Below are 7,474 nucleotides of genomic sequence, written 5' to 3'. Positions count from 1 at the left end.
ATTTCTTGTGTCGCGGCTGAGATATTTCAGCGCTGCCGGTTTAACGTCGGCCGGAAGACAACAGTTGACGATGCTCTGGTGACAAAACGTAACGGCGGATACATATTGGAGTTCTGAATAACTCGAGGGCGACGGCGAGATGAAGTACGGCGGCAGCGTCAGCAGCGTTGAACCGCTGACGCGTTGTGATGTTGGCTCACGTCGCCGAATACCACTGATGAAGCTATTGAAACGGATTCTGCACGACACCTGGCTTCGCATCCGGCTCGTCCTTCAGCTTCGCCGGCAAATTGGTTTGCGCCTGCAATGCGGCCACCACCGCATCGATTGCTTCCTTCAGTGCCAGCGCCGCTTTCAGTCCGCGCTGATCCTGAGTCAGCTCCAGCGTTCCGTTCAGCACCACGCGCTTGGTGCCATTGCTGACGGTGAGTGCATCGCCCTGGATGTTGAGCACGTCGTCATCGTTCGAATAGGGTTTAAACACCTTTTAGTCCTCCCGGTCGCTGATCTTTGAGATTCTCTGGAATACCCGGAAAACGGATACCCGAGGCCGCCTCGAGTTCGTGAATCGTCCTGATGTCATAGCGGTTGGTCGAGACGTTGTCCACCATGACCGCAAACGCCATTTGCCGGGACGGCACATAGACCACCTTGAACAATTGCGTCGGCACGAAAACGCGCGTCGGTCCGATGGTTTGCAACTGCTGGCCGCTGAAGATCGGTCCGGTGACGACATAGGTCTCGTCGTACGACATCGCGATCCGGCGCACCGACGTTTCAATGCGCGCCCACAAGCGCTGATTGTTCTCGCGATTCTGCGGCACGACGTTCGCCAGCGAAAACGATTGTGCCATCGCTTCCTGATTCCAGCGATTGCCCGCCGGGCTCATATGCCCGCGATCGAAGCCGCTGCGTTTATAGTCAGCGAGCGTTGCACCTTCGCCGTCGGGCAAACGCGCATCTTCGAAGAATTTGTTGGTGCGCACCATGTCTTTGGCGGCTTCGATATGGTCGCGCGTCAGATGCTCGGCGGACCACAGCGGACCGTGCGTGATACCCGAATGAAGTACAGCGAAATCGCTATAGCAAAGCATGCGCGTTTTCGGCGCCATCTTCTGATTGGTCAGAACCGGCCATTGCGCGTTCGGGGTGAACTGGGTGCAGGAAGGCGCCGCGTTTGCGTGAGCGGCAACAGCGAACAGCAGACAGGCAAGCCACTTCTTCATGTGTCGGTCAGTCGAGGGATCGGGGGCGCAAGTATAGCGTCGCGAGCGCGTATCGAGCGAGGCGCACGCAGGAAAACACAGGGGAAAGAAAGCGGCTTTTGCGCCGTGCGCGGCGATGAAAAATGATGCGAGCGTAGGAAGCGCATGTCGCGCAGAAAGAAATCAAAAAACGCCACACCAAAAAAAACGGGCCGCTTTGCAGCGACCCTAATGCGTGGACTTCAAACTCTACGCATGCAAACTTAAGAGCGGCTTAAATGCGCAACGCAGAATGTAGAGCGCGCGTGGTGTCGATCGAACACACGAACGCACTCGCGCACGACCGTGCGACTGATGACTAAAAACTTCACCGGCGAAAAAGTGCAGGAACCTAATTGCCGAATACACTGTTCTCGGCGCGCACGTTCTGCCGGTCGACGGCTTGTAAGCGCCAGAAGCCGCTGGCCGGTGCGCGCGTGGGCAAGGCGGTCCACGCTGCGGCGCCTTGCGCCGCGCTGACGCGTTGTTTCCGGTCGACGTGCAAGCCACGCAGTGTGCAAAGCGGCGCATCCGTGCTCGGTGCACAGAGCGTCGTCACACCATTGTCATCGCGCAACTCGCCCCACGGGGGCAGATCGATCCCTTGATGCGCTTCTCTCGACCACCGGTGTTCTTCGGTGTCGAGCCATAACACAGCGTAATCGTGGCTAACGGTGGGATCGGAACCGTTGATAAGGATGGTTAGGCGCATGGCAGTTCCGTACAAATTGCGAAGTCTCGATCTACCAGTCTAGGCCGCAACGCGTGTTATGCAAGGCAAAAGGTATGACGATCAGGCACGAAAAAAACTAACGCACCGTGCATACGGCGGTACGATAGCCGCGTCTATCAGACCTTCGCGGAGGCGCGCCATGCTGCGTCGATTTCTGCAACTCACGACGCTGGCGGGATGCCTCGGCGCATCCATGCTGAGCGCCGCGGCAGACAGCGTCCCCTTCGCCACGCCCAAACCGGTCGTCTATGTGTCCGACTTCGATCTCGATGTGGCCAACGTGACGCCCGACAGCGGACCGGGCCAACGCGCGCGCCGTCTGCGCGGTTTGCTGCCGAGTGGTCCAGGACCGTTGGGGCACGATTCGAATCCGCAGAACCACGCCAAGGACATCGTCAACGAAATGGCGGAGGCGCTGACGGCGGATCTGCAAAAAGGCGGCGTGGATGCGCGCCGCAGCGCGCCCGGACAACCGTTGGCGGCAACAGGCTGGCAGGTGCGCGGTGTGTTTCTGAGTGTCGACGACGGCAATCGTCTAAGGCGCGCCATGGTGGGTTTCGGCGCGGGCCAGAACGATATTCAGGTGGCGGTCTCGTGCGACAGCCTTGGCGCGGCCGCTTTGCCGCCGCTCTATCAGGCAGTTGAAGAAGCGGACAGCAAGCCTAAGCCGGGCGCGGCGATCAAACTCAATCCGTATGTGATCGCGGCCAAGTTCGTCATGGCGAGCGGCGACGAAAAAAAGACGATCAAGAAAACCGCTCAGGAGATTTCGGATTCGGTGATCGCGAAGCTGCACGGGCTGACGCAGTGATTCTGCACCGAGCGGGGTGATTTGCCTGCGGTGCCACCGCAGGCATATACACTCATACAGACACGCCGCCGCAAACATGCGGCAGAGCGAACCGTTCACGCCAGATTCAACGTACCCGTCAAATCGCCGAGCGGCGCCAACCCATTTTGCGCGAACGCCCTATCGCGCGCCACCACGCCATCCAGCGGCGCCAAGCCATGTACGCGGCTGATCAAGCGAAGAATCGAATTCGTGTCATACACCGTATGATCGACGTACCGTTTCTTCGCCAACGGCGAAACCACCAAGGCCGGAATCCGCGAGCCTGGCCCCCAGCGATCGCCCTTTGGCGGTGAGACCGGATCCCACCAGCCACCGTTTTCGTCCACGGTCACGACCACGACGGTATTTGCCCATTGCGGGCCGCGCTGAATATGCTCGATCACATTCGCGATGTGCCGGTCGCCGGATGCGACGTCCGCATACCCCGCGTGCATATTCAGATCGCCTTGCGGCTTGTAGAACGTGACGGCGGGCAAACGCCCCGCGTCGATATCGGCAATCAGACGATTGGTCGATGCGTCGTCGCCCAGGCCCGCGTCGCGCAGATACTTGCGCCGCGCCGCGGTGCCCGGCGCGTAGTTGGTGAAGTAGTTGAACGGCTGATGGTGGTACTGGAAGTCGGGTACCGCGCCCGTGTCCTGATGCTCCAACGCGTATTGCCACGCGCCGCTGTACCAGGCCCAATCGACACCCTTGTCCGTTAGACGGTCACCGATCGTCGCGTAATTTTGCGGCGGCAGCACGCGCGGATTCGACAGGTCGGCGAACGCCGGATTGCCGCCTTCGGCCGGGCGCACATTGCTTGGCTGATACGGCGGCGCCATCGTGTTGACGGCGTAGCCGTCGGCGGTAAACGCGCCGTCGTTGACGAATTTCGGCGGACCGCCGAGCGCGGATGCCGGCGAGTCGGTTGCCTGCTTCAGGCGCGTGCCGGTCGGATCGTCACCTTCGACGACCGAGACCATCTTCTTCGCCGGACTAGTGTGGATGTCGGGATAGAACGGCGCTTGCGCCGAGATCAGGAAGATGTGGTTCAGCCAGGAACCGCCGAAGGCCGCCATGAAGAAGTTGTCGCACAGCGTGTATTGCTGCGCGAGACTCCACAGGCGCAGCGAGTCGGCGGAACTCCGATAATGTCCCATCACGAGGCCGCCCGAATCGCCCCATGCGGCGAACTGGTTGTTGCGCCCGGCGTTGATCTGCATCTGGTTCTGATAGAAGCGATGCACGAGATCGCGCGTGATCACGCCATTCGGCAGCGGCGCGCCTTGCGCGTCGGTGATATGGAACGGCCCGTTACGCAGGTTGCCGATATCTTTCTCACCGATCATGTAGCGCTTGCCGTCCACCTCCTGCGCTTGCGGCACGAGGCCGCCCCAGATTGCCGGCAGGCGCGGCAACGGCGTCTTGCCGTCGCGGTCGAGTTGCAGATAGCGCTCGGCGCTCACCGCATCGAGTGGATGCTGGACGCCGGGAAAGTTGCCATACAGGTTCGCGAAGCTGCGGTTCTCGGCATAGATCACCACGATGTGCTTGACCTGGTCGTGTAGCGCGGCGTCGAGCCGCAGGTCGGCGGCGCTGCGCGGCGCCATGTCGCCTGCGGCACTTTGCTCGGTCTTGCAACCGGCCAGTGCGAGTCCGAGGCCGACCGCCGCGAGCCCGGTCAGGACGCGGCGGCGCTCGGGGTCTTCTGGAGCGTTGTCGGGATTGGGCGGCAGGGTGGAGTCGTTGTCTGTCATCGGTAGGTTTCGAAGTTAGCGTGACGGGCAGTCTGGTTGCCGCTCGGGGCGGCGAGTGCACGGCACCGGGTTCAGATACGAAGTGGCCAGTAGGCCTGGCGAAACTAAGGTAGTCGTCGCTTCACGCGCCAGCTGTTGTGCGTTGCGTCAACGGCAAGCAGAAGCCAATGCCTGGCGTCGACGGGATGGCGGCGCTGCGTTGCGTAACCGTCGACGGTTAATTCGAGTTCGTCGAACGTGCGCCGATGGCAAGTGGCGTGCGCGCCGGAGCCGTCCGCGAATTCGACTACCGCCGCCATTGCATGAGCCGGCTCGGGCAGCTGCGCGATATGCACTGCGCAGCCCGGATAAAGATGCGAGTCGGCAACCTGGATCTGGATGGATTCGGACATGGGTGTGGCCTCCGGACACCTGGCGGTGACCAACGCGCGGCAATGAGACCTTGCGCGATGGACCGGATCAAAGAATAGCACCGTGGGAAACGAAAATGAGTGCGGTGTGCTTTCAACTGATTGTGCCGATTCTGGGCGCACCGGGATTGTCGGAACGCATCTTTCCTCTCCTGCACACGCGGCAGGATGATCCGACGGCGGCTCGAGCGCGCCGCAGGCCAGTCACGGCGAGCTGAACTGGCAATCAGATTTTTCGGAATTGTCGCATTCAAAAATATTCCATTTTCCTTAAAAGTGCTTACGCCTTCGCTGGCGAGACAAACAACTAAAGGAAAAGAATGAGAGTTTGGAAATTACAGGGCGGTGCGGCTGTCATGCTGTCTCGCCTCCTGATCGCCGTCACATTGATGTCGGTCGCCTTCGGCGCGAACGCCGACTACAGGTCCGACTGCACAAGCCGCTACGCAAAATCAGGCGCAATTCAGGGAAGCAAATCATGTCCTGTCGACGCGGCGAGTAATTCGCCGGGCGGGCTCGGCGGCTATGCGTGCCTCAATGACATCGATCTCATCAAGCAATGGTGCGCCGGGGAAACGGATCCGCAGCCGGAAAAGTCCTGTCCGGTTGCAGACCCCGTGTATCCAGGCAGCGGTGCCGTCACGCTCAGCAGCACGGATTTCGTTAGTGGCGATGACATGCCTATGGTGTTCTCACGCACCTACCGTTCAAGTTCGCTCCGCGCGTCCACAAATGCGATGGGGCCGGTCTGGTTTCATAGCTGGCAGCGTCAATTAAATCTTGCCGGCGCGAACAATGGCGGCTCATCAAAGGTCGTCGCTTATCGGGAAAGTGGCGAGCCAGTCACGTTCAACTGGTCGAGCGGCTACTGGCGTACGGCTGGGTTCACAGGTCTCGCGTTGACACAGAACGGGTCGGGCTGGGCACTCATCAACCTCTCCAGCGACACCACCGAAACGTACTCTTCTCAGGGCGTCCTGCTTTCGGAGCGTACCCGGACCGGGTTCGTCAGGACGCTGACCTATGACGGCTCGGGCCGGCTTACCGCAATCAGCCAGCACGGCGACGATGCAATCGCCAAATTCGACCTGACGCTTCGGCTCGGCTACGACGACAAAGGTCGGCTTGTCCGCTTGACCGATCCGGCGAACGGGTTGACGCAGTACGGCTATGACACGAACAGCAATCTTGTCTCAGTCACGTGGCCTGACGGCAATGTGCGGCGATATGTCTATGACGACGTGCGGTTCAAAAATGCGCTGACCGGCGAGATTGATGAAACCGGTAATCGTATCGCCACCTGGACGTACGATTCGCAGGGCCGTGCGAGTGCAGTTAGTCATCCCGATTCATCGCGCAATGTGCAGTTCGCTTACGCCGACGGTACAACTACAATCAGCTACGGCCAGAGCAGCCTCGCGATGAACTTCGCGTCGATCGGCGGCATGCTAAGGCCAACCACGACCGGATCGGCCAAAGGCGCAGCCGGCACGACGTGGGACGCGGCGGGCAATCTGTCGTCGCAGACTGGGGTGAGCGGTAGTAGCGCTCAGTATGTCTACGACGACACCGGTCGCCCGGTTCGTGCGGTGGTCCGCAGCCCGCTGATGGGCACCTCGGTTACGTCGGTCCGCTACGCGGATGCGACATCCCTCCGTCCTTCGACGATTGCATCGCCGGGCAGGATGCGAGCGTTCGTCTATGACGCGAATGGCAATGTGACGGGACTCAGCGAGTTCGGCACGAGCGATTCAACCGGCGAAAACGGATTCAACGCTGTGGCGTCGGGTCAGCAACAGACCATCGGCGTGCGATATGACGCGCTTAACCGGGTGGCTGGAGCGAAGGTCTACGTCAACGGTGTCATGATGGAGGACTGGGTCTATTTCTACGACAGCACGGGGAATCGGGAAACAGCGCAGAACCTCGTAACCGGATGGCTCTTCGGCGACACAGAACGAGATGCCGCACACCGTGTGACGCGACAGAACGGCAATTATCGCGAGGCACGTATTGCGTATGACGCGCGAGGGCGGATTGCGCGGTTCACCTATAACGAAGGCGACGAACGCGACGGGTGGATTAGCCCGCCTGCTGACCGTGAATTACGGTTATTCGGCTGAGGGCCGGGTGGTGTCGCGTACTGGCACGGTGTCGAAGAACGGTGCGGTCGCAGCGCCAATCAGCAGTGACGAAATTGGTCAGTGGCTTGATAACTATGAAGCAGGCAGCGATCCCGTGGGGCCCCCAGCCAGTCTGCTTGGATGGGTTAAGGCGCTTCAGTTTGTTCAGGAGCCGGGGTTGGAGCCGGTTTGCGTGGAGTGCGCTTTCTATGCCGGCCCCCGGCTTGCGTGGACAGCATTTCAACTGGCCCGCGATCCGATTTGGGCAATGTTTAGGCATACGGGCAAACCGGAGGCTCAACCGTGTGCCGAAGTTCCGCCCCAACTGACGTTTGAGGAAATGAGCATTATGCTTAGGGATGCGCAGCGCGG

General features: G+C 60.5%; 7 protein-coding genes and 1 pseudogene. 3 read left to right on the top strand and 5 right to left on the bottom strand.

Annotation, left to right across the window (positions count from 1 at the left end; translation table 11 throughout):
• Window positions 1–223: 223 nt before the first annotated feature.
• From QOC89_RS15500 to QOC89_RS15490, 3 genes are all read right to left on the bottom strand, one after another.
• Window positions 224–484, bottom strand: coding sequence for a hypothetical protein (locus tag QOC89_RS15500; protein ID WP_323045813.1), 261 nt, complete (start codon window positions 482–484; stop codon window positions 224–226).
• Complete coding sequence (locus QOC89_RS15495) at window positions 477–1,226, bottom strand: DNA/RNA non-specific endonuclease (protein WP_323045812.1); 750 nt, start codon at window positions 1,224–1,226, stop codon at window positions 477–479. The genes QOC89_RS15500 and QOC89_RS15495 overlap by 8 nt, the downstream gene beginning before the upstream one ends.
• A gap of 370 nt (window positions 1,227–1,596) precedes the next feature.
• Window positions 1,597–1,956 carry a DUF3564 domain-containing protein gene (locus QOC89_RS15490; protein WP_323045811.1) on the bottom strand — a complete coding sequence of 120 codons (360 nt, stop codon included), beginning with the start codon at window positions 1,954–1,956 and terminating at the stop codon, window positions 1,597–1,599.
• A 160-nt stretch (window positions 1,957–2,116) separates the two neighbouring features.
• Between QOC89_RS15490 and QOC89_RS15485 the strand changes: the two genes are divergently transcribed.
• Complete coding sequence (locus QOC89_RS15485; RefSeq protein WP_323045810.1) at window positions 2,117–2,788, top strand: DUF4410 domain-containing protein; 672 nt, start codon at window positions 2,117–2,119, stop codon at window positions 2,786–2,788.
• Window positions 2,789–2,883: 95 nt separating this feature from the next.
• Here QOC89_RS15485 and QOC89_RS15480 read toward each other — a convergent pair whose 3' ends face one another.
• Both QOC89_RS15480 and QOC89_RS15475 read right to left on the bottom strand, forming a co-directional pair.
• The gene (locus QOC89_RS15480) at window positions 2,884–4,569 is read right to left on the bottom strand and encodes an acid phosphatase (protein WP_323045809.1); all 1,686 of its coding nucleotides are present in this window, start codon (window positions 4,567–4,569) and stop codon (window positions 2,884–2,886) included.
• A gap of 104 nt (window positions 4,570–4,673) precedes the next feature.
• On the bottom strand, window positions 4,674–4,961 hold the full coding sequence (locus tag QOC89_RS15475; protein ID WP_323045808.1) for a hypothetical protein: 288 nt from the start codon (window positions 4,959–4,961) through the stop codon (window positions 4,674–4,676).
• 407 nt (window positions 4,962–5,368) lie between these two features.
• Between QOC89_RS15475 and QOC89_RS15470 the strand changes: the two genes are divergently transcribed.
• Both QOC89_RS15470 and QOC89_RS15465 read left to right on the top strand, forming a co-directional pair.
• The gene (locus tag QOC89_RS15470; RefSeq protein ID WP_323045807.1) at window positions 5,369–7,102 is read left to right on the top strand and encodes a DUF6531 domain-containing protein; all 1,734 of its coding nucleotides are present in this window, start codon (window positions 5,369–5,371) and stop codon (window positions 7,100–7,102) included.
• Window positions 7,080–7,474 (top strand): annotated as a pseudogene (locus QOC89_RS15465) (hypothetical protein); the annotation flags it as partial. The gene QOC89_RS15470 and the pseudogene QOC89_RS15465, both read left to right, overlap by 23 nt.

Origin of the sequence: Paraburkholderia sp., from assembly GCF_034668105.1 — a bacterium.
Classification (GTDB): domain Bacteria; phylum Pseudomonadota; class Gammaproteobacteria; order Burkholderiales; family Burkholderiaceae; genus Paraburkholderia.
The sequence above is the reverse complement of the archived record's forward strand: the minus strand, read 5'-3'. Positions and strand labels throughout refer to the sequence as shown.